22 protein-coding genes, 1 pseudogene, 1 riboswitch and 1 other annotated feature are annotated in these 22,334 nt (G+C 37.1%); of the genes and pseudogenes, 18 read left to right on the top strand and 5 right to left on the bottom strand.

Annotated features, from left to right (window positions below; genetic code table 11):
- Window positions 1–46: 46 nt before the first annotated feature.
- Window positions 47–895 (bottom strand): KPN_02809 family neutral zinc metallopeptidase, encoded by an 849-nt coding sequence (ypfJ, locus tag MHI40_RS15440; RefSeq protein WP_340763390.1) that lies wholly within the window; start codon window positions 893–895, stop codon window positions 47–49.
- A 121-nt stretch (window positions 896–1,016) separates the two neighbouring features.
- Here ypfJ and MHI40_RS15435 point away from each other — a divergent pair, with 121 nt between their 5' ends.
- From MHI40_RS15435 to MHI40_RS15390, 11 genes and pseudogenes are all read left to right on the top strand, one after another.
- Entirely contained in the window at window positions 1,017–2,048 is a 1,032-nt protein-coding gene (locus MHI40_RS15435) for a S66 family peptidase (RefSeq protein ID WP_340763389.1), read from the top strand.
- Window positions 2,049–2,051: 3 nt separating this feature from the next.
- A complete protein-coding gene (locus MHI40_RS15430; RefSeq protein ID WP_340763388.1) occupies window positions 2,052–3,140 on the top strand; it encodes an NAD(P)/FAD-dependent oxidoreductase in 1,089 nt (362 codons plus the stop codon).
- Window positions 3,141–3,197: 57 nt separating this feature from the next.
- Window positions 3,198–3,536: pseudogene (locus MHI40_RS23435) on the top strand (PAS domain S-box protein); the annotation flags it as partial.
- Between the two features lie 45 nt (window positions 3,537–3,581).
- Window positions 3,582–4,073, top strand: a complete 492-nt coding sequence (locus MHI40_RS23430) for a methyl-accepting chemotaxis protein (protein ID WP_411747672.1) — start codon at window positions 3,582–3,584, stop codon at window positions 4,071–4,073.
- A gap of 65 nt (window positions 4,074–4,138) precedes the next feature.
- Window positions 4,139–4,429 (top strand): hypothetical protein, encoded by a 291-nt coding sequence (locus MHI40_RS15420; protein ID WP_093538125.1) that lies wholly within the window; start codon window positions 4,139–4,141, stop codon window positions 4,427–4,429.
- A 114-nt stretch (window positions 4,430–4,543) separates the two neighbouring features.
- Window positions 4,544–4,645, top strand: a riboswitch (purine riboswitch).
- Window positions 4,646–4,793: 148 nt separating this feature from the next.
- Window positions 4,794–5,381, top strand: coding sequence for a xanthine phosphoribosyltransferase (locus MHI40_RS15415; protein ID WP_093538126.1), 588 nt, complete (start codon window positions 4,794–4,796; stop codon window positions 5,379–5,381).
- On the top strand, window positions 5,378–6,652 hold the full coding sequence (locus MHI40_RS15410; protein WP_340763384.1) for a nucleobase:cation symporter-2 family protein: 1,275 nt from the start codon (window positions 5,378–5,380) through the stop codon (window positions 6,650–6,652). The genes MHI40_RS15415 and MHI40_RS15410 overlap by 4 nt, the downstream gene beginning before the upstream one ends.
- A gap of 104 nt (window positions 6,653–6,756) precedes the next feature.
- Window positions 6,757–7,725, top strand: coding sequence for a UV DNA damage repair endonuclease UvsE (gene uvsE, locus MHI40_RS15405; RefSeq protein ID WP_340763382.1), 969 nt, complete (start codon window positions 6,757–6,759; stop codon window positions 7,723–7,725).
- A 63-nt stretch (window positions 7,726–7,788) separates the two neighbouring features.
- The gene (locus tag MHI40_RS15400; RefSeq protein WP_340763379.1) at window positions 7,789–8,229 is read left to right on the top strand and encodes a cell wall hydrolase; all 441 of its coding nucleotides are present in this window, start codon (window positions 7,789–7,791) and stop codon (window positions 8,227–8,229) included.
- A 260-nt stretch (window positions 8,230–8,489) separates the two neighbouring features.
- The gene (locus MHI40_RS15395) at window positions 8,490–9,764 is read left to right on the top strand and encodes an MDR family MFS transporter (protein WP_093538130.1); all 1,275 of its coding nucleotides are present in this window, start codon (window positions 8,490–8,492) and stop codon (window positions 9,762–9,764) included.
- 400 nt (window positions 9,765–10,164) lie between these two features.
- The gene (locus tag MHI40_RS15390; protein ID WP_340763376.1) at window positions 10,165–11,142 is read left to right on the top strand and encodes a GNAT family N-acetyltransferase; all 978 of its coding nucleotides are present in this window, start codon (window positions 10,165–10,167) and stop codon (window positions 11,140–11,142) included.
- Window positions 11,143–11,319: 177 nt separating this feature from the next.
- Here the strand turns inward: MHI40_RS15390 and MHI40_RS15385 are convergent, their stop codons facing one another.
- Complete coding sequence (locus MHI40_RS15385; protein WP_340763374.1) at window positions 11,320–12,684, bottom strand: aspartate kinase; 1,365 nt, start codon at window positions 12,682–12,684, stop codon at window positions 11,320–11,322.
- Window positions 12,685–13,059: 375 nt separating this feature from the next.
- Window positions 13,060–13,292 (top strand) — a binding site (T-box leader).
- 115 nt (window positions 13,293–13,407) lie between these two features.
- Here MHI40_RS15385 and serA point away from each other — a divergent pair.
- Window positions 13,408–14,994 carry a phosphoglycerate dehydrogenase gene (gene serA, locus MHI40_RS15380; protein ID WP_093538132.1) on the top strand — a complete coding sequence of 529 codons (1,587 nt, stop codon included), beginning with the start codon at window positions 13,408–13,410 and terminating at the stop codon, window positions 14,992–14,994.
- Between the two features lie 272 nt (window positions 14,995–15,266).
- Here serA and MHI40_RS15375 read toward each other — a convergent pair whose 3' ends face one another.
- Together MHI40_RS15375 and MHI40_RS15370 are read right to left on the bottom strand one after the other, a co-directional pair.
- Entirely contained in the window at window positions 15,267–16,046 is a 780-nt protein-coding gene (locus tag MHI40_RS15375) for an HAD family hydrolase (protein WP_340763373.1), read from the bottom strand.
- A gap of 60 nt (window positions 16,047–16,106) precedes the next feature.
- The gene (locus MHI40_RS15370) at window positions 16,107–16,655 is read right to left on the bottom strand and encodes a DUF3298 and DUF4163 domain-containing protein (protein ID WP_245762744.1); all 549 of its coding nucleotides are present in this window, start codon (window positions 16,653–16,655) and stop codon (window positions 16,107–16,109) included.
- 117 nt (window positions 16,656–16,772) lie between these two features.
- Here MHI40_RS15370 and MHI40_RS15365 point away from each other — a divergent pair, with 117 nt between their 5' ends.
- The 6 genes from MHI40_RS15365 to MHI40_RS15340 all read left to right on the top strand — a co-directional run bounded on the left by MHI40_RS15365 (window position 16,773) and on the right by MHI40_RS15340 (window position 21,678).
- Window positions 16,773–17,507 carry an AAA family ATPase gene (locus tag MHI40_RS15365; RefSeq protein WP_340763370.1) on the top strand — a complete coding sequence of 245 codons (735 nt, stop codon included), beginning with the start codon at window positions 16,773–16,775 and terminating at the stop codon, window positions 17,505–17,507.
- On the top strand, window positions 17,508–18,089 hold the full coding sequence (locus MHI40_RS15360) for a VanZ family protein (protein ID WP_340763369.1): 582 nt from the start codon (window positions 17,508–17,510) through the stop codon (window positions 18,087–18,089).
- Between the two features lie 52 nt (window positions 18,090–18,141).
- Window positions 18,142–18,300, top strand: coding sequence for a Fur-regulated basic protein FbpA (locus MHI40_RS15355; RefSeq protein WP_139219931.1), 159 nt, complete (start codon window positions 18,142–18,144; stop codon window positions 18,298–18,300).
- Between the two features lie 112 nt (window positions 18,301–18,412).
- Window positions 18,413–19,564 (top strand): DEAD/DEAH box helicase, encoded by a 1,152-nt coding sequence (locus tag MHI40_RS15350; RefSeq protein ID WP_093538137.1) that lies wholly within the window; start codon window positions 18,413–18,415, stop codon window positions 19,562–19,564.
- A 2-nt stretch (window positions 19,565–19,566) separates the two neighbouring features.
- Complete coding sequence (locus tag MHI40_RS15345) at window positions 19,567–20,796, top strand: aminopeptidase (protein WP_340763367.1); 1,230 nt, start codon at window positions 19,567–19,569, stop codon at window positions 20,794–20,796.
- Between the two features lie 21 nt (window positions 20,797–20,817).
- Complete coding sequence (locus tag MHI40_RS15340; protein WP_340764543.1) at window positions 20,818–21,678, top strand: SGNH/GDSL hydrolase family protein; 861 nt, start codon at window positions 20,818–20,820, stop codon at window positions 21,676–21,678.
- Between the two features lie 313 nt (window positions 21,679–21,991).
- Here MHI40_RS15340 and MHI40_RS15335 read toward each other — a convergent pair whose 3' ends face one another.
- Window positions 21,992–22,324: a DUF4870 domain-containing protein gene (locus tag MHI40_RS15335; RefSeq protein WP_093538139.1), complete on the bottom strand. Its 333-nt coding sequence runs from the start codon at window positions 22,322–22,324 to the stop codon at window positions 21,992–21,994.
- Window positions 22,325–22,334 lie beyond the last annotated feature (10 nt).

The raw sequence follows: 22,334 nt of genomic DNA, 5'->3' as shown, positions 1-22,334 counted from the left end.
CTTCTTATTTATCCCATTATAGCATAGGGATAAGCAAGGGAATATGTTATGGAGTTTTGCTATTAAAGGTGTCTCCACCCTGGATTGTGCCGTTTTCATACCCTTTGTAAAACCAACTCTTACGTTGTTCAGATGTACCATGTGTGAAACTTTCGGGAACGACATAGCCCATAGCTTGTTTTTGGAGTGTGTCATCACCAACTGCACTTGCAGCGGTCAGTGCCTCATCTAAATCCCCTTCTTCTAAGTAGCCCATACCTTGTGCATGCTTCGCCCATACTCCAGAGAAATAATCAGCTTGAAGCTCAAAGCGGACAAGGTATTTATTGAATTCTTCTTCACTTAGCTTCTGCTGTAGAGGCATTACTTGTTCGGTTGTCCCGAGTAAAGTTTGCACATGGTGGCCAACTTCATGGGCAATTACATAAGCCATGGCAAAATCTCCTGGGGCATTGAACTTCGTTTGTAGTTCCTGATAGAAGCTTAAGTCGATATATAATTTCTGGTCACCAGGACAGTAAAAAGGTCCGACGGATGCTCCAGCTGCACCACATGCAGAATTGACACTATCCGTATATAACACTAAAGTCGGCTCCACGTATTCCATACCGTTTTCTTTAAATATTTCTGCCCATACCTTTTCCGTATCAGCTAGAACAACGGAAACGAATTCAGATAGCTCTTTTTCTTGTTCTGATTCCTCATAGGGTACACTGCTCGACTGGTCTGCTGTTCCAAGATTACCAATCAGATCATCTGGGTTTCCACCAAGTAACGTAATGATAATTACAATGATTAGTCCGATTCCTCCACCTACTCCGGCAATGGCCTTACCGCCACCTTTTCCTCTGCGGTCTTCTACGTTGGAACTACCGGCTCTACCTTTCCATTTCATGTTGCCCACATCCTTCTCTGTTGCAGATTATATGTATATTGTTTTTATACCCAAAAATTTTCATATTAGTCATTCATGAAGGATAGATTCCTTTATAATGAATTAAAAAGGGGGATTAATCATGCTGAAAAAACCAAAAATGCTAAAAGCGGGAGACAAGGTGGCGACTATTAGTTTGTCGTGGGGTGGCGCTGGTGAACCTGATCTTCGATGGAGGTATGAACAAGGAATAGATAGATTACGTAATGTGTTTGGCTTGGAAGTGGTGGCGATGCCAAATAGTTTAAAGGGTGGAGACTATTTATATGAAAACCCACAAGCACGTGCAGAAGATTTAATGAATGCATTCAAGGATCCTACTATTAAAGGTATCTTTTCTAATATTGGGGGCAGCGAAAGCATTCGACTATTACCTTATATTGACTTTGATGTAATTCGAGATAATCCTAAAGTTTTTATCGGCTATTCGGACTCTACTGTCACGCATCTATTTTGTCACAAAGCAGGGATATCCTCCTTTTACGGACCAGCTATATTGACGGATTTCGCGGAAAATGTAGAGATGCATGAATATACGGTAGAAGCATTGAAGAAGGCATTGTTTACAGCAAGTGCAATAGGTGAGGTAAAACCTACAACTGAGTGGACAAGTGAAAGATTGGAATGGATTATCGAAAACAAAGATAAAAAACGGAAAATGAATACAAATAAAGGCTATGAATTATTACAAGGTTCTGGAATAGCACAAGGTAGATTAATCGGAGGATGTATCGAAGTATTAGAATTTGCTAAAGGTACATCACTTTGGCCAGCAAAAGAATATTGGAAAGACAGTATATTATTTTTTGAAACGTCTGAGGAGTTACCAACACCTGGTAATGTAGAATATTGGTTACGTAATTATGGCACTCAGGGAATCCTTCAACAAGCAAAGGGGATAATTTTTGGTAAGCCTCAAAATGAGAAGTACTATGAAGAATATAAGGAGTCCATTCGAGTAATCATGAAAGAACTTTCTTTAGAAAATTTACCAGTTTTATATAATTTAAACTTCGGTCACACAGAACCTAAATTTGTACTACCATATGGCGCAATGGCAGAGATTAATTGTGAAAATAGGACGTTTACCATTTTAGATAGTGGAGTGGAGTAATTGATGTCATCTTATATTATTGTAGGAGGAGGAATTCTAGGAGCATCGACCGCTTATCATCTTGCTAAGCGAGATGTGAAAGTCACCCTTATCGATCGTCACGATAAAGGGCAGGCATCGGCAGCCGCTGCTGGGATAATTTGCCCTTGGATTTCTCAACGAAGAAATAAAAAGTGGTACGCATTAGTAAAAAATGGAGCAAGCTACTATAAACAACTTGTAGAAGAATTAGAATCTCTCGGTGAATCATCCACAGGTTATAAGCGGGTAGGTGCTATTGCACTTCAAAACGATCCGAAAAAACTACAGAAAATGTTAGAACGTGCTCTAGAAAAAAGAATAGATGCGCCAGAAATAGGTGAATTGAAAATATTATCACCAGAAGAAACGAAAGTACGATTTCCTCTAATTTCAGAAGACTTCACTTCCTTGTACGTGGAAGGAGCTGCACGAGTGGATGGTAGTGCAATGCGTGATGCATTAATAAATGCAGCTAAAAAGCTTGGAGCAGTAGTGATTAACGGTGATGCTACATTTTCGGATGGTGTTTTGCTAGTGAATGGTCACTCAATGGAGGCAGATGCAATCGTGTTAACTGCAGGTGCATGGGGTAATGAGTTACCACAGGAGCTTGGTGTTGATATGAAAGTTAGTTTTCAAAAAGCCCAAATCATGCATTTCCAAGTGAATGAGTTGGAAACTGGAGAATGGCCGGTGGTATTACCCCCAACGAATCAGTATTTATTAACATTTGATAATGGTAAGGTTGTGGCTGGATCTACGTATGAAGAAAATACCGGTTATGATACTAGCGTGACGGAGGCTGGTAAGAAAGAGCTTATAGAAAATGCTGTTAGTATCGCTAGTTCATTAAGAAGTGCGGAGATTTCAGAAGTTCGAGTAGGATTTAGACCATACACGCCAGAATTTCTTCCGGTAATTGGAAAATTACCTGGTTATGAGTCCATTTACTTCTCCAATGGGTTAGGGGCATCTGGTTTAACCGCAGGGCCGTTTATTGGCTCTGAGTTAGCTAGATTAATCTTAGGAGAAAAGACTGATTTAGATCTAACTGATTATGCACCAATGTAAAGATTAATATGGGGGTTGGGGATTGTGAATTATTCACAAACAGAAGAAGTAAATGATATGACCGTGGTAGAAGCTTTAGAAAAGAATTTAGCTATTATCCGATTTGATTTAGACCGTCGTGTTGCGTATGTAAATGAAAATTTTGCAAAAGAGATTGGCTACTCCGTTAGCGAACTAATGGGAAAGCAGCATAAAGAGCTATGTTTTCCCACATTTACAAAAAGTCCAGAATACGAAAAACTTTGGAAAGATTTGATGGATGGAAATATGCTTCAGGATAAAATAGAGCGTAAAAGTAAACTGGGTAATAGTGTAATGCTAGAAGCTACTTATATGCCAATAATCGGATCTACTGGAAAGGTGTTAGGGGTAACTAAAGTTGCAACGAATGTAACAAAACGCCATGAAATATTGTTAAGCGTGACAGAAGAACTGAAAGAAATGTCCATGGAATTGAGTACGCGTGCAGAAGTTGGCACTAATAGAAGTGAGGAACTGCTGCAGCGAATAGATGAAATTGCAACTGGCTCCAAAGAAAATACTGCTTCTTTGCAGAGCCTCCAAGGACAAGCAGATTCGATTCGAGGAATTGTACAAACCATTCGAGAGATAGCTGCTCAAACGAATTTACTTGCATTAAACGCTGCAATAGAAGCAGCGAGGGCAGGAGAGCACGGACGTGGGTTTAATGTAGTGGCCCAGGAAGTGCGTAAATTAGCTGGCAGAGTGGAGAATTCTATCGTCGAAGTACGTGAAAATATTGAAGGAATTGCGAAGCAAGTGGAAAAAGTAACGACTAGTAATAGTAATTCGCAGACAAGTATCGAAAAAAGTCAGAAAGAAATACGTTCTGCTTTGGAAGAGTTCAAGGATATTTCATCAGCAGCGATCAAATTAGAAAGCCAAGCAGCAGAATTTGTGAAGCTGATTTAAAGTTGTAAAATGTATATTCTTACCTCAATCATGCTAAAATAGGTGAGGTATAGGAGGTGCAACAGATGAGTAAATATCTTATAAGCTATATTGAGATTGAACGACAAATAGATTTTTATTATCAAATGAAGCAGATTGAAAAGAAGTTCGAACTTCAGTTAACAGTAGATGGGTTCATATCTGATCGTCATCAGTTTATGTTACAACATGTATACGATGTATCTCATAAACCATTCTCGTTTGGAGGCGGCCTATTATACCTTCATACAAACCAAGGCGTTTTTCCTTTCCAAATTCAAGAAAATCCATCAACATTTATACAAGGTTTTAAGTCATTGAAAACTGAACACTCCTGAACATCTACGATTTCATAAAACGTGGGTGTTTTTTTGATGTCCCGACTGAATTTTATGAATCATTGAACATTTTGAAGGGTAATTGAAAATGGGGATAAGCATGCTATAATGAGAAATATTCAAATAATAAGAACTCGTATAATAGCAGGGATATGGCCTGCAAGTTTCTACCAGCTTACCGTAAACAAGCTGACTATGGGTGGCGATGAAGTACTTAGTTTATGGCATTTTTGTCATAGTCTATTTTATTTCTATTCGACTTTTTTAGCTCGAATGACATTGCTCCACTCCATAATTGAGTGGTTGCAATATCATTCGGGCTTTTTGTTTGTCCAAATTGAAAATAGAGAGGGAATGTTTGATTATGAAATTGTTACAAGAGGAAATTATTAAAAATGGTAAAGTATTATCAGAAAATGTATTAAAGGTGGATACTTTTTTAAATCATCAAATAGATCCTGTGCTAATGCAAGCAATAGGAAATGAATTTGCTGCACGTTATAAAGATGCTGGAATTACTAAAATACTAACGATTGAATCTTCTGGTATTGCTCCTTCTATGTTTGCTGGACTTACACTAGGTGTGCCTGTAGTATTCGCGAGAAAACGTAAATCACTTACTCTATCAGACAACTTATTTACTTCTAAGGTGCACTCATTTACAAAAGGGGAAACAAATGATATTTCTGTTTCAAAAGATTTTATAAGCAAGGAAGACACGGTATTGATCATTGATGACTTCTTAGCGAATGGACAAGCGGCATTAGGGCTTTTAGAAATTTTAGATCAAGCAGAAGCAAATACTGCAGGTGTTGGAATAGTAATAGAAAAAGGATTTCAGCCAGGAGGAAAGTTAATTCGTGACAAAGGTATCCGAGTAGATTCACTAGCTAATATTAAATCATTGGCAAATGGTAAAGTTGAGTTTTTTGAGGAGGAAACTGTAAGATGAATAGCGCCTTAAAAAATACTGCGCTCGGAATTCAGCATGTCCTTGCAATGTACGCAGGAGCGGTAATTGTACCCTTAATAGTTGGAGGAGCAATAGGTCTTACAACAGAACAGCTTACATATTTAGTAGCCATTGATATATTAATGTGTGGTGTGGCAACCATCTTACAGGTTATGAGTAATCGCTTTTTTGGAATCGGACTTCCTGTAGTCTTAGGATGTACGTTTACAGCAGTTGGACCAATGATTGCTATAGGTGGGGATTATGGGGTTTCCGCTATTTATGGAGCAATTATTGTTTCTGGGGTAGTCGTTATATTAATAAGTGGCTTTTTTGGGAAGCTTGTGAAGTTTTTCCCACCAGTTGTAACAGGCTCTGTAGTAACGATTATTGGGATTACGTTAATACCCGTTGCGATTAATAATATGGGCGGTGGTCAAGGAGCAGCTGATTTTGGTTCCTTGCCGAATATTCTATTAGCCTTTGGAACTCTACTATTTATCGTATTGTTATACCGATTCTCTTCAGGCTTTATAAAAGCTATCTCTATATTAATAGGTATTGTAGGCGGAACGATTGCAGCGGCATTTATGGGAAAAGTAGACTTTTCTCCAGTGCGAGATTCAGATTTTTTCCATATGATTCAACCTTTTTACTTTGGTACACCTACTTTTGAAATCTCTCCTATTATTACAATGACGTTAGTAGCCATCGTATCGTTAGTTGAATCGACAGGTGTGTACTTTGCTTTAGGGGATATGCTTGGTAAAAAGATAGAAAAAGAGGATTTAACTAAAGGTTATCGTGCGGAAGGGATCGCTGTAGTATTAGGTGGTATTTTCAACTCATTCCCTTATACTACGTTTTCTCAAAACGTTGGGCTAATGCAAATCTCTGGGGTGAAAACGAAAACGGTTATTTATATAACTGGGGTAATGCTAATTGTACTTGGTTTCATCCCAAAGATTGCTGCTCTAACAACAATCATTCCCGCGTCTGTGTTAGGTGGAGCGATGATTGCTATGTTCGGGATGATTGTGGCACAAGGGATTAAAATGTTAAGTAAAGTCGTATCTGATACAGAAGATAATTCAATGATTATTGCATGTTCTATTGGTATAGGGCTTGGAGTAACAGTCGTTCCTGAATTATTTGCGGAATTACCAACGAGCATGAAAATCTTGACGAGCAATGGGATTGTGGCAGGGAGTATAACTGCAATTGTTTTAAATATTGTGTTTAACATGATTCCAAGAAAGAAAATTTCATAACTTTTGAGAGACTGCGAGGGAGATGATCCTTCGTAGTTTTTATTTTCTTGGAAATAGTCTACTTCCTAGTTATTTTCTCCATACTAAGGGAGGAGGTGATAAAAGTGACAATTGTACGTCTCGGGTATGTTGCGATGAGCATGGAACTAAAAAATGCTTCCCCATCTAAAACAATGACGTTTACCCAATTTCAAAAGTATAGGGATCGGGAAGCGGCAATCTACAAACTAGAACAAATTGCCCTAGCTAATTTAGAAAATACACATAGAATTCTTAAGCATAATCGTTTTAGTGAAATTCATTTTTATCGCTTATCTTCTCGACTCATTCCTTTAGCCAACCATGAAGAACTTCCTGATTGGAATTATATGATACCTTCGGTAAAAGATAAGCTACAAGTGATAGGCGAGTTTACAAAAAAACACAATATGAGAATTGATTTTCATGCAGACCATTTTGTAATCTTGAATTCCTCTAAACCAGAAGTGTTTAATAATTCATTAAAGACTTTAGAAATGCATTATTCGATATTAAAGGAAATGCAAATAGATCCTACTCATCGCTGTGTGCTTCATATTGGTGGTAATTATAAGGATACAGAAAAATCACTGGAGCGTTTTGTGGAAACTTGGAATGACGTTCCGAACCCCATTCAGAAGATGATTATTCTGGAGAATGATGATACTTCTTTTACATTCGACGACACTCTTTATTTGTGCGAAAAGTTAGGAGTTCCACTTGTATTTGATTTTCACCACCATCTTGTGCATTATCGTAATAATAATTGGGAAGATAATTGGAATCGCGTAGTTGCAACATGGGATGACTCGCCCCTCCCCATCAAAATGCATATCTCAAGTCCTAAAAGTGAGACGGCATTCCGTCATCATTCCGATTATGTGGATGTGGATATGTTTTTCCGTTTTTTAAATGTCATCAAAGGAACAGTTCCTCAAATTGATTGTATGATTGAGGCGAAAAAGAAGGATGAAGCCTTATTTTACTTAATGGATGTGATTGGTAAGAGAGAAGATGTCGAGATTATTGATGGATCTTCTTTTTATTTAAAGTAATAGCCAAGCATAGAAAGACACCAATAATGGGTTTTTTTCATACTATACTGTGGGGTGAAAAAAATGCCAAGAATAGCTTACCGAAGTAAAGACGTGGATTTAATGGCTAGGATGATGAGAGCAGAAGCCGAAGCAGAAGGACAGCAAGGAATGTTATATGTTGGAAATGTAATTGTTAATCGTGCTATCGCAGATTGTTTAGACTTTAGAGATGTAAGAACAATCGAAGACGTCATTTTTCAGATACAAGGAGGAAATTATTCTTTTGAAGCTGTTCAAAAGGGTAATTTGTTTTATGAAAGAGCAAGATCTGTTGAAAAAAAATTAGCAAAACAGACTTTGGATTATTGGAGAGACCATCCAGCAAAATTTGCTCTTTGGTATTTTAATCCCTATGGTCCATGTCCGCCAACATGGTACGATCAACCTTTTACAGGTCAATTTAAACAACATTGTTTTTATGAACCAGCAGCTGGGACATGTGAAAGTGTTTATAGGGGATAGAAACAAGAACCTTACTACATTGTGGGATGTGGTAAGGCTTTTTTATGGGCTATTTGCGAAACATTAAGGGCTATATTGGTCTTTGAGCCATTACTGAAACATATGGGCTATATGAGGAAATTTAAGGACTATATTAGCTGTTCAATGGGCTTTTTCAGAAATAGTTACTCGTGGTTTAGCTCTTTTAAAATAACTATTTCGAAAATCGAAGTAATGTGGTAGTATAGTCTAATCTAAACTATGAGTTGTGGGGATATAGAATGAGAATAAGAGATTGGGATCGTAGTTTACAGGTCCGTTTGTTTGGGGAGTTTTTTAGTAATTTAAGCTTTTGGATGGTATTTCCCTTTTTAGCTATTTATTTTGCTGATGAATTTGGCACGAGTATGGCAGGGGTTTTACTAGTTGCATCTCAAGTTTTTTCAGTAGGGGCTAATTTGGTAGGGGGCTATTGTGCGGATAGATTTGGTCGCCGGACAATGCTGTTTTTCTCAGCAATAGCAGAAGGGGTGGCATTCATATTATTTGCGTTTGCGAACTCCCCCTGGTTAGATTCACCGATGCTAAGCTTTGTAGCCTTTACGATTGCGGGGATGGCAGGGTCGTTATATCATCCTGCAAGTCAAGCAATTGTCGCGGATGTTGTGCCGGAAAAAGACCGAAGCACTGTATTTTCGGTGTTCTATACGTCTATAAATATTTCGGTAGTAATTGGTCCAATAGTTGGGGCGGTATTATTCTTTAATCACCGTTTTATACTTTTATTAGTTTCGGGAATTATTTTCTGTATCGTTGGTTTGGCAATTAGATTTTTAACGGAAGAAACTTTGCCCGACGATATGAAGGCTAAGATGGCGAGCGGGTCGAATAATTGGACTCAGGTGATTGTCACTCAGGTTAAAACTTACGGATTAATCGTAAAGGATAAGGTTTTCTTCTTATTCGTTATAGCAGGTATTTTACTAGGACAAACCTATATGCAATTGGATATGCTGATACCAGTTTATATGAAAGAGGTTATCGACAAGCAAGTGCTTGGTACTCTTTTTAATAGGGAATGGTCTGTAACAGGAGAAGGCTCGTTTGGTATTCTTCTTTCCGAAAACGGATTATTAGTAGTACTGTTTACGGTAATTGTTACAAGGTGGATGACAAAATATCCGGAGAAGTGGGTGTTTTTTCTATCTTCGTTTTTATACGCAGTGGCAATGATTATATTCCCGATGACAGCGAACTTCTGGGTTTTCTTAATAGCGATGGCAATCTTTACTTTAGGAGAATTAGCAACAGTTGGATTACAGGAAAGCTTTGTGTCCAAATTAGCTCCTGACGATATGAGGGGACAATATTTTGCGGCGGCAAGTCTCCGCTATACTATTGGTAGAACAATTGCACCCTTAGTATTTCCGCTAGTAGCTTGGATTGGGTTTACGTGGACATTCGCGATACTTGCAGCTTTAGCTTTACTGAGTGGATTCATCTATTTGCTGATGTTCAAAGAATACAACAAACGAAAAAAAGAAATAGCTGGATAAATTGGACAAGGGGCGCTCTCATAATGAGAACACCCCTTGATTTTGTATAGGTATAACATAACTTTTGAATTTTAAAATTTTCATCCCGAAAAGCTCGGGGAATAATTTCCATGAAAGAAACCTTTCAATGCCGCGGTAAATTGTTCCACTGGTTGCCTTCTAACCTAAGCAACGTAAACCCTACCTTCTTTTACGTCCTTGCGACCCTATAGCCGCTCCAGTGTGAATAAGTATTATCAAAAACACATATAGCAGAATGCCAATATCGAAAAACTATGTCGTACCAAATGTTAACTAAGGTATTATCTCACACATGAAAATAATTGTCAAACATGATTAAAACTAAGATGCTTGAATGATATACTATTTGTAACGAATAAGGTGTAAAGAGGGTGTAGAAATGGAACGTTGGGATATTATGAATGAGTTCAGAGAGAGTACAGGAAAGATATGGATAAGAGGAAATGAGATGATGGAGGGTGACTTTCATCAAGTAGTTCATGTATGGATCATGAATGAAAAAGGTCAATTTCTTATTCAACAGCGGCAGCCGTGGAAAAAAGGGTGGCCAAGTATGTGGGATTGTGCAGCAGCAGGGGCTGTTCTTGTAGGAGAAACTAGTGAAATGGGTGCTATTCGTGAAACGAAAGAAGAATTAGGCATTGAGTTGCAAATGGAACACGCAGAGCAGATATTCACTGTAAAGTTTTCTCGTGGTTTTGATGACCATTGGCTAGTCAAACAAGAAATAGATACGGATCTATTAAATTTACAATACGAAGAGGTAGCGGATGCTAAATGGGCATCAATCGATGAAATATATGGACTGGTTAAAAGTGGAGATTTTATCCCCTATCATCTTTTAGAAGTGCTTTTTGAAATAAGTAAGTCTTCTATTTCTCTAAGGAAAGCTAGTTTATCAGACGCTTCTGAACTATTTACATTACAAAAAAAAGTGTTTCAACCTATCTATGAAAAATACCAAGACCATGATACTAGTCCTGTTTTCCAGACGTTTGAAAGGTTTAATGAACGGTTACAGACAGGGGACTATTTTAAAATCTTAAAAGATGAATTGTTGGTAGGGAGTGTTCATGTATATCCGAAGTCGCCAGGGGTGATGAGATTACACATGATTAATATTCTCGAGGAATTTCAAGGGAAAGGTATAGCCCAAGAAGTCATGAGCCGTATTGAGGGCATGTATCCACATGCGATAAAGTGGGAGCTAGATACAATTAAGCAAGAACAAAGAAATTGTTACTTATATGAGAAAATGGGCTATGTGAAGACTGGTGATGAATGGAAAGTAAATGAGCAGATGACCCTCATTCACTATATGAAAACGAATTTTTTAAACCAGTTAATATCATTTTAATAAGTGAATTAAGTTATATAAACCGGTAAAAAGGGATGCTAGTTAATTGTGGTGGAAATCACAATTAACTAGCATCCCTAAAAATTTACTCGGTAACTATATAGCAAAACGTCTATTCAAAGTCCTTCGAAGAGGTTTTAATCTAAAAGGACCCACGTCATTTTTATCCGTTTTTCATTAACCAACTGTTACTGCTGAGAAAAATTCATTGTATAATGCACGCAGAATTTTGTTCTCACTACTTTCTTGAACACCAAATGACAGACTGACCTCAGAAGATCCTTGGTTAATCATTTCAATATTTGCTCCAGTATTTGCAATAGCGGATGCAGCACGTGCTGCCAGTCCTGTACTATTGTTCATACCTTCTCCTACAATTACAATCATGGAAAAATGATGGCGGAAGTGGACATCATCTGCTTTAAGTTCGTTCAATACTCGACTCATAATACGTGCTTCTTTCTCTGGGTCCAGTTGATGACTACGTACAATAACAGAAATATCGTCTAATCCAGATGGAGTGTGTTCATAAGAAATATGCTCTTCTTCTAAAATTTGAAGCAGCTTACGACCAAATCCAATTTCTCGGTTCATCAAATACTTACTTACATATAAAATAGAAAAACCGTTATCAGCGGAAATTCCAGTTACTGGGCGCTTGTTGTTTTTACGTTTAGCTACTATTTTCGTTCCAGGAGCTGATGGGTTATTTGTATTTTTAATACATACTGGAATGCCACTTTTAAATACAGGCATTAATGCTTCATCATGAAAAACAGAGAAGCCAGCGTAGGAAAGCTCCCGCATTTCACGGTATGTGATTTCTTCAATTTCAGCAGGATGGTTCACTACTTTAGGATTAGCGCAAAACACAGAATCGACATCCGTAAAGTTTTCGTATAAATCGGCTTTCACTGCTGCTGCAAGGATAGATCCGGTGATATCAGATCCACCACGATCGAATGTGCGCAGAGTGCCATTAGGTGTAAACCCAAAAAAACCGGGGAATACAACAACGCCAGAAAGGTGGTTTAGTGCATATAGATTGTCATATGCCTGTGGTAACGCTTGTGCTCGTTCAGGAAGATCATTTACAAGCAACCCTGCAGTCCTCGGGTTAATATATTGAGAATCGAGACCAATGCTAGTGAAATAAGCGGAAATTAGTTTTGCATTATTATCTTCTCCACTTGCTTTAATATTGTCTACAAATAATTCAAGAATACTTTGGTCTTTGTTAATACGTGAACGTAGGTCCTCTTCAATAACGTTACAAATTGTATCATCTAGTTCTAGGCCTTGTGCGATTTCTTTATAGCGATCCAAGACTTTGAATAGTTTTTCTTCTACTTCTTCTTTATGTATAGCAGCGATTGCCAATTCAATTAGTAAGTCCGTTACTTTTTTATCGGTATCGTAGCGTTTACCTGGTGCAGATACAACAATGAATTTTCGAGATGGATCTGCTTTAACTATTGCAGCTACTTTTTTAATTTGGATTGCACTTGCAACAGATGTTCCACCAAATTTACTTACTTTCATATAATCAAATCCTTATAATTTAATGTTATTGTACTCACGGGAAAAACAAATGGTTTTATACAGTGTACAAATTAAACTCTTTAAGGTCAATAACTTTATAGCTTTTTTAAAATATAATTTTATATATACGAACTTTAATTGATTTAAAACAAATAAGGTTCGTCTTTACATTTAAATTCCATATATTAATTATATTTTTAATGCTTATATCATTAGAACACGAATTAAAAATATTTATAAAGTTTTTTTGGATTGTTAAACTGCTTCATATCAATGTTTTTTTGACACAAATAAAAATGATAGCGTTTTCAAGTATTTTGACTATATTGACAATTAGTCTACTGGTGAGTATGATGAATTTAATTCAATAAAGCGTAAACAATTTTGACGGAGATAGATTTTACAATTTGAGATCTTCAGAGAGCTGATGGTTGGTGTAAATCAGTGATTTTGTTTGTAGAGTAGCACTCTAGAATTGGTGGACTGAAAACAGAGGATTTAGGTTCATCCGTGAAATGCGCGTTAAGCATACTAATTGAGAATCTGCGAGATAATTGCAGTAAAATTTGGGTGGTACCGCGTGAGTGTATAAGCTCTTCGCCCCTTACATGTTTGTAGGGAGTGGAGGGCTTTTTTATGTTTTTAAAATAAGGAAGAGTACTGGAATTTCATTTGATGCTAAATAATCGTACAAAAATATCGTAATAAAAGGAGAAGATTCATATGACATTTAATATTCTAATCAGTGATCCACTAAGCGAAGATGGTATTTTCCCATTAAGAAATGCAGAAGGATTTAATATCGTTGTTGATACTTCATTAACTCCAGAACAACTTGGCGAAAAAATTGGTGGGTTTGATGCATTGTTAGTTCGTAGCCAAACACAGGTTACTCGAGAAATTATTGAAAAAGGAACTAATTTGAAAATTATTGGCCGTGCAGGAGTTGGGGTGGATAACATCGACTTAACTGCTGCAACAGAACGTGGGATCATCGTTGTTAATGCTCCTGATGGAAATACGAACTCAGCTGCAGAACATTCTATTGCTATGCTTATGTCGCTTGCGCGCAATATCCCACAAGCCTTCCATTCCTTGAAAAATAAAAAATGGGATCGCAAAACTTTTATCGGCGTAGAAGTGAAGAACAAAACATTAGGTGTTCTAGGCTTCGGAAGAATTGGGCAGGAGGTTGCTTTCCGTGCAAAAGGGCAACGTATGAATGTCATTGCCTATGACCCATTTTTAACAGCTGAAAAAGCGGAGAAACTAGGAGTTCAGTTTGGTACAGTAGAAGAGGTGATCAAAGCGGCAGACTTTATAACAGTACATACGCCTCTATTGAAAGAAACTCGTCATTTAATAAATAAAGAAGCTTTTGAAAAAATGAAAGACGGGGTTCAAATTATTAACTGTGCTCGAGGTGGAATTATCGACGAAGATGCATTATATGATGCTATCATGTCAGGTAAAGTTGCGGGGGCGGCACTGGATGTATTTGAGGAAGAACCTTTTGTGGAGCATAAATTATTAACACTTCCACAGGTTATTGCAACACCCCATTTAGGTGCTAGTACGATAGAAGCACAAGAGATTGTAGCAATTGATGTGTCTTATGACGTTGTGAGCTTCTTACAAAATGGGACAGTGAAGAATCCTGTTAACCTTTCTTCTGTACCAAAGGATGTCCTAGCTAAAATTGAGCCATTCTTTAATCTAGCGGAGCAATTAGGTTCATTCCTAAGCGATCTTGCGGATGGAGTACCTGAGGAGGTCAATATTACTTATTCTGGGGAATTGGCAAATCTAGACACTCGTCCATTATCACGTAATGCTATAAAAGGTCTACTGAAAAGTAAATTAGGTGAATCAGTAAATGATGTAAATGCGAAATTCCTTGCAGACCGTTTGGGCATTACAGTAAACGAATTAAAAACTTCCAAGTCCAAAGGTTTTACAAGTTTAATAACGGTTGAAATGAAAACAGCGACTGGAACAAGAAAAGTAGCAGGCACATTATTAAATGGTCTAGGTGGCCGTATCGTACGTGTAGATGACTTTATCGTAGATGTAGTTCCATCTGGTTACTTATTATTCATCCGTCATAAAGACCAACCGGGTGCTATTGGTCGCGTAGGAACACTGCTTGCTTCGGAAGGTATCAATATCGCAGCGATGCAAGTGGGTCGTTCTGAAGTAGGTGGAGATGCGATTATGATGATTTCAATTGATAAGCATGTGGAAGAGTCAGGTGTTGAGCAGCTTAAGGCATTAGAAGATATCTTTGATGCAACACCGATTGATCTATAAAATAAAAAGGTGGATTCACGACAATTATATGTCGAGGATCCACCTTTTCTTAATAGAAGAAGAGTATAAAATTTAGTGCAGTGAGTTCATCTATCTAGGTATTATGAAGAATAAGATCTATACAATAATACTACTGATTTCCGTTTCAGGTGGAGAACCCCTTCAAAAATTAGCCGGTTTTAATATAGCAACAAGTCTGTCCAAAACGCTTCGAAAGCGATAGAAACAGGTCTTAATCTTAAAGGACCGAGCGTTTTTTTGCCCGGTTTTTCTTACGAGAGCAATGTTAAAAGCTCTCTCAAGTTTTCAATTGTATATGTAGGCCTTATTTCTTCAATTACCGGTTTTTCCTCGCGGTTAATCCATACAGATTGAATGCCAACCTTAGAAGAGCCCAATATGTCGGTCATTAAGTTATCTCCGACCATCAATACTTCTTCTGCCGATAATCCTACAATCTCTAAGGCATGTTCAAAAATGGATGGGTCAGGCTTTCCTTTACCGAAGGATCCAGAGATAAGGATATGATCAAAATATGGAGCAATCTCCGGTGTGATTTCTAATTTAGTATTTTGAAGACTTGGTGAACCGTTTGTCATTAATAATAATGAATACTTTTCTTTTAGTTGGTCTAATACTTCATAGGTTTCTTCATATACAAAGGGGCTTTCTTTTCGCATTCGTGGGAAATACTCCGCCAGCTCTCTGCCTAATTCTTCATTATAAATCCCTAACTGTTCTAATCCCTTCGTCCAAGCTAAACGCTGATATTCGGGTATGATAGCTTTCATCTTTTGAAAATCTTCAGAAGGATCGTCAAAAGTTCCCCATAGCCCTTCAAAAGGATTAATGCCGATCATTTTAGTGTAAGCACGTGTTTCATATGTATCGTACAATGTGCTTGCCTCTGAACGTACGGCTTGTTCTAGAGCAAATGGATCCACATTAACCTGAGTGGCTGCATATACGCATGTTTTGTGAAACGCAGTGGACACACTTTTATTGTCCCATAGTAAAGTATCATCTAAGTCAAAGAAAATTGCTTTTTTCATTCCCATAAACCCCCAGTACGTATTTATATAATACTTTACCGTACTAAAGAGAGTGTGTCACTAGAATGGAATCATTTTTTCAAGAATACCACCTTCACGAATAAGATTTTCTATATCTTTAATGGTAATTGGAAAATAGGGGAAGCCGTATACATACGGAGTCCATTCATACACTTGAAAATAAATGACAAGTGAATGGTCCGCTATATAAAAATCTTGATCACTTCGTATTTGTGTAAAATCTTCTAATAGAGGTACATCCCACTCGACAATTTTCTTTTCAATCATGTCAGAGAGGACTTTTACATAATTGCTGTCTGGCTTAAACAATTCACTTAGTCCATACTGCTTCCCAGTCTTGACATCAAAGGTGAGTGATTTCGTAATTGTAAGACCATGGGCTCCACCTGTAAACGAATAGACAGTTAAACTTAAGCTGAGAACGCCTCGTTCATTCGTTTTAATCTCATAGGTACCGACCATTTCAACTAAATGTTCACTGTAAAATCCTTGTTCAATTAAAAGCTTGTTTAGTTCATGTATAATATCTGCATTAATCTTTTTTTCAACGGCAGGATTGGGTAGATTAGTTACTATAGGATAATACACGTTAATTTTTGGCGAACTTTTCTTAATATATTTCGTTTCTATACGAATAGGTAGATCCAAGGCAAACAACCTTTCTTCAGAAGTAATAATTTATGATATGAGTGGGAGGGGAATCATATGTTTTTAAATAGAGTGACCCTTTTCAAAGAGCCGCAAATGGAAAGGCAGTATCCATTCACCATTCCTGCAATTAGTAACTTTAATGAATTAGAGTTAACTTCTCCTGTCACTTTCTTTGTGGGAGAGAACGGGACTGGGAAATCGACATTATTAGAAGGAATTGCAGATAAATGTGAGTTTAATACTGCTGGAGGAAGTCGAAATAACCTTTATGATGTAGATGGTGCAGAAAGTGCATTGGGGAAATATCTAAGACTTTCTTGGATGCCCAAAGTAACTAGTGGTTTCTTTTTACGTGCAGAATCCTATTATCAGTTTGCTTCACATCTGGATGAACTGGAAAGAGAAAATCCTGGCCTTGGTGTGTTAGACAGTTATGGTGGAAAATCCCTTCATGAGCAATCCCATGGTGAGTCATTTTTGTCGTTATTTAAAAATCGATTTAATGGTAGGGCTATTTATCTGTTAGACGAACCAGAGGCAGCATTATCACCGCAGAGACAATTGGCATTTTTACGTATCATGCATGATTTGATCAAAGAACAGAATTGCCAGTTTATCATTGCGACACACTCTCCAATATTATTAGGATATCCTGAAGCGACGATCCTAAGTTTTGATGAAGGACAAATTGAGGAAATCGATTATGAACTGACAGCGCATTATCAAATTACAAAGTATTTTTTAGATCATAGGGAAAAATTTTTAGAAGAGTTATTTGAAGGTGAGTAGATGTATGTAATCATAAATTATTTAGATGATATGTTATTTTTTATAGGGATTGCCTTTCCATTGATCGTCATTTGGCGACTATTTCGTTGGAAGAAGAGAGGATTTAAGCTTAAAGAGACTTTACATGAGATTGGAATATTAGTGTTTTTCTCAGTACTTGTTGGTCTTTTTTCTCAAACAATAATACCTAAAGCCGGGGACGTTCCTGCCTATACTACTGGTGTAAATTTGGAGTTATTTCGTGTTGTGGAAGAAACCTACAAGTCAGTTGTATACCTAGGTTTTTGGCAACCATTTTATATAAACTTCCTTGGTAATATCATTCTATTTATGCCAATTGGATTTCTTCTACCTTTACTATTTAAAAGGATGGAACTTTTTATATTACCTGTATTTGTGGGATTATGTATCTCCTTATTTATTGAAATTATGCAGATTCCACAAAGTAGGAGTAGTGACGTGGATGATTTGTGGCTGAATACACTTGGGACATTTCTAGGCTATGTATGCTATTACTTTGTTCGTAAAGCTTTCCCATCATTTACGGGTGCTTTCAAAAGAATGAAAAGACAAGTTTATTAAACCTTAGAATGGGTAAAATACAATGGAATAAAATTTGCAAGGAGACATTAACATGATGATGATAAAAGAATCACAAACAGAACAAAAACGTGATGGAATTATTGAAGAATTTGTAAATAAAGGTGTATATAAAATTGATGGAAGACAATTATATGAGTTGAATTTTTATGAATTAATGAAGGAATATACAACTGAAGAGGAAAGTAAATAAGTGCCTTTTTAACAGGCACTTTTTTTTATCTAAATCTCTATAATCTATAAATAATAGTCGATATAAAAAATATGGTACACTTGACTTAAATACGGATAAGGTGGAAACAAATTTGACTTTTATAACTAACTTAAATGAAACATTACAAAACAAATGGCAGGATGCAAATTTTGCATCACCAATGCCTATACAATCTCAATTAATCCCACATATGCTGGATGGCTCTGATATTGTTGCAGAATCTCCAACAGGAACGGGAAAAACGCTTGCTTATGTACTTCCAATCTTGCAGATGGTTGACCCTACCAAAAAACATATTCAGGCAATGGTAATCATTCCTTCTCAAGAACTTGGAATGCAAATTGTAGAGGTTTTTCGTGAATGGGTGAAAGGTACAGACATTTCAGTTGCACAATTAATTGGTGGAGCAAATATTCACAGACAAATTGATGTACTTAAAAAGAAACCGACAATTGTCGTTGGAACTCCTGGTAGATTGCAAGAACTAGTAAAAACGAAAAAACTAAAAATGCATGAAATAAACATCGTTGTCCTAGATGAAGGAGACCAACTTCTGAGCAGAGAACATCGCACAACTGTAAAAAGTTTAGTTGATGCAACTGTCGAAAGCCAACTAATAGTAACTTCTGCAACAATCACAGAAGAAATAGAACTAGTTGCGGAACGTATGATGAAGAATCCTGTGCGTATTCAAGTAGCAGCAGAAGATATTCCTTCGCAAGGAGAAGTTATCCATAGTTTCGTGAAGACAGAACCTCGTGATAAAACTGAATTACTGCGTAGAATATCTTACTTGAAAGGTATGCGAGGCCTTGCATTTGTAAATAGTTTAGATCAGCTATTAATGAAGGATGCAAAACTTTCTTATAGAGATGCGCCGATTGTATCCCTACATTCTGAAATGAAAAAGGATGAACGGAAGAAAGCATTAGATGATTTTAAAAGCGGTAAAGTAAGTTTACTAATTGCTACAGATGTGGCAGCAAGAGGATTAGATATATCTGGACTTACTCATGTAATCCATGTAGATGTACCACATTCAGTGGAACAATACTTACATCGTTCAGGACGCACAGGTCGTGCGGGTGCTGATGGAGAGGTAATGACATTATTAACTTATTCCGATGAAAAGACTTTTAAAAAGTGGACAAAAGAGCTTCCTAAAAAGCCAATTCAAAAAGTATGGTATCGCGGAGAGTTAATCGAGGGGACATCTAAAACTATTAGTCAAAAGGGGAAATAAAGATGGATTTTCAACAAAAGCTTGAAGAGTATGCAGAATTAGTAGTGAAGGTTGGCCTGAATATACAGCCAAACCAACCACTTCTTATAAATACGACGACAGATACAATTGAATTTACACGATTAATAGTGAAAAAAGCTTATGAAGCTGGCGCAAAAAGAGTAGATGTCAACTATACAGATGAAGTAAATGCACGCGCATTTTATGATTTTGCTCCAGATGAAGCGTTCCATGAATTTCCTAAGTGGGCTGCTATGCAGCGCGACGAGTTAATCGAAAATAAAGGCGCATTATTATGGATTGACGCGGATAACCCAGATCTACTAGAAGGTGTTTCGATTGACCGTATTTCAAGCTTTCAAAAGGCAAGTGGGAAAGCGTTAGAAAATTATCGAAAAGCTGTGATGAATGATGTAATTACATGGTCCATCGTTGCAATGCCTTCGGAGAAATGGGCTGCCAAAGTTTTCCCTGATCTGAAGCCTGAAGAACAAATGCAAGCTCTTTGGGAGTTAATATTCCAAGTTGTGCGCATCGGCGAAGGCACAGCAGTTCAACAATGGAAAGAACATATTGATAACCTGGAAAGTAGAGCGGCACTACTAAATAATAAGCATTTCAAAAAGCTGCACTATAAAGCAGAAGGAACAGATATTCAAGTGGAACTTCCAAAAGAACATATTTGGATGTCCGGAGCTAGTAAAAATGGTCAAAACACACCATTTATAGCAAATATGCCAACAGAAGAAGTATATACTGCACCACTTAAAACAGGTGTAAATGGCTATGTGAAAAATACAAAGCCATTTGTTTATCAAGGAAATGTAATAGATGATTTTACTTTGACTTTTGAAAATGGGAAGATTACTTCTATTAAAGCTGCAACTGGTGAGAAACTATTGCAAGAGTTAATTGGAACAGATGAGGGAGCAAAGTATTTAGGCGAGATTGCTTTAGTGCCACATGAATCACCTATTTCCGCTTCGAATGTATTATTCTTTAACACCTTATTTGATGAAAATGCCTCCAACCATTTTGCAATTGGAGAAGCATACCCTACCTGTGTGGAAGGTGCTCGTGGCTTAACTCATAGTGAATTAGAAGCTATGGGTATTAACACCTCCATTGTGCATGAAGACTTTATGATTGGTAGTGGCGACATGGATATTATGGGAGAATTAGCAGATGGATCAATGGAGCCTATATTCAAAAAAGGAGCATGGGCTTTTTAAGGAGTGAGTAGTTTGAAAAAAATGCTTGGTACTTTAATCATTCTGTTTATCTCATTTGGCTCTATCACAGTAGATGCAAAGGGAACTGAAGTCTATATAGCACTTGGGGATTCTTTGGCAGCCGGTCAAACACCAAATCGTGCCATCGATACTGGTTATACAGACTTAATCGCACAGAAACTAACTACAACAGGACAGCTGGCTTTCTATTCAAAAGCATTAGCATTTCCAGGATATACAACAGCAGATGTTCTTGAGAGTATTCAGACAGATGAAGCGAAAGAGTTGCTGAAGAAGGCTACGTTAGTTACGATATCCGCAGGAGCAAATGATTTGCTACAAATGGTACAAGTGAATTCAACGAGTGGTTCTGTAGCATATCAACAAATTCCAGCTGATTTTGCTTTAAATAATGCGCGAAAAAATATAGCGCAGATTATTAAAGAAGTGCAAGTACTAACACCAAAAGCAAAAATTTATGTCATGGGTTATTATTTTGCTTATCCTCATGTCAGAGAGTCGCAAAAGAGTGGTATTAAAAAAGAGTTAGACCGTTTGCAGCTTATATTAAAAAAACAATCAGAGGCAAATGGAGCAACTTATGTGTCAGTAGAAGAGACATTTGGAGTTAATGCAACGACATTATTACCAAATCCTGCAGATGTCCATCCAACGATGGAAGGTTATCGTATTATGGCAAATGCATTTTTTTCACAGTACAACAAGGGAATATTTGTGACCCAAAGTGAGTTGCCTGCACCGAATCCACTATCGTTTGAACAAATTCTGAATGCTAGTAAAGAAGAAGGAAAATCTCCTGTAGCTAAGGCAGAGGGAATGGACAACTACTACTCATTAACAGAATTGAAGCCACTAATATAGCATGTTTCTTACCTTTCCAAATGCTTAGCTGTATTGACGCTTGGGGGAAGTTGCTTAAATAGGGGTAGAAGTTGCAAGTTTACTGATGAATGCTGCGCAAAAGCACCTCATATACTAAAAAAACTGTCCCCTTATTTAGGAGGACAGTTTTTTAGCGAGTAGTTTTTTTAGATTTTAACACTTTGCGGATAATGGGATAAACAATTGGTGCAAATTTAATTGCTGTTTTGACTAAGTTTTTTACTTTCATCATAATCGCTCCTTGGCTTTCGTTATTAATAATTATGTACCCTTAAGAGCCTATAAATAAACGTTATCTTAATACTTTAATGCCTTGAACAATATTCCAAACCATTACTATAACATACACAAGCATATATATACCGATTAGTATTAAAGGTCCCACTGCCATCCAAAGGGTAGGCTGTTCATTATATCCAGTTGTAAAAGGCATAAAACTTGAAAAGATACTAATGAACAAAATTACTAATAAAACAACAGGTATGATATGAGAGATTAAGGATTTTTTTGCATGATATTTAACTTCAGAATCCTGTGAGACAAAATAAACGATGATGGGCAATAAAAAGGGAGCAAACAAAACACTAAAATAGGAAAGTGCTGATAAAATTCTTGGATTATCCAGTTTATATCAC

This window comes from Psychrobacillus sp. FSL H8-0510 (assembly GCF_038008345.1).
GTDB classification, from domain to species: Bacteria; Bacillota; Bacilli; order Bacillales_A; family Planococcaceae; genus Psychrobacillus; species Psychrobacillus psychrotolerans.
Note: the sequence above shows the minus strand (reverse complement) of the source record. Positions and strands in the feature narration are given on the sequence as shown.